Source organism: Citrobacter sp. wls706 (assembly GCF_005281305.1).
GTDB classification, from domain to species: domain Bacteria; phylum Pseudomonadota; class Gammaproteobacteria; order Enterobacterales; family Enterobacteriaceae; genus Citrobacter; species Citrobacter werkmanii.
This window is the reverse complement of record NZ_SZXG01000016.1, coordinates 1-250: the sequence shown is the minus strand read 5'-3', so window position 1 is coordinate 250 and position 250 is coordinate 1. Positions and strand designations below refer to the sequence as shown.

The 250-nt window shown below is 49.6% G+C and carries 1 tRNA gene; it reads left to right on the top strand.

What is annotated here, in order from left to right:
- The first annotated feature begins 143 nt into the window (after positions 1 to 143).
- Positions 144 to 218 (top strand) — tRNA-Gly (locus FDW92_RS04845).
- Positions 219 to 250 lie beyond the last annotated feature (32 nt).

The following is a 250-nucleotide window of genomic DNA, read 5'->3' as shown; positions in this document are numbered from 1 at the left end:
CGAAGGTTCGAATCCTTCCCCCACCACCACTTTCTGGCAGCGTTATCGCCGCCTGAGTTGGTTAAAAAATTAATCAGCTCGAACATAAAAGAGAGAAATCTCTTTTTTGTTACAGAAAGAACTGGGTAGCCGAGTTTCAGGATGCGGGCATCGTATAATGGCTATTACCTCAGCCTTCCAAGCTGATGATGCGGGTTCGATTCCCGCTGCCCGCTCCAGACGTGCTGATATGGCTCAGTTGGTAGAGCGC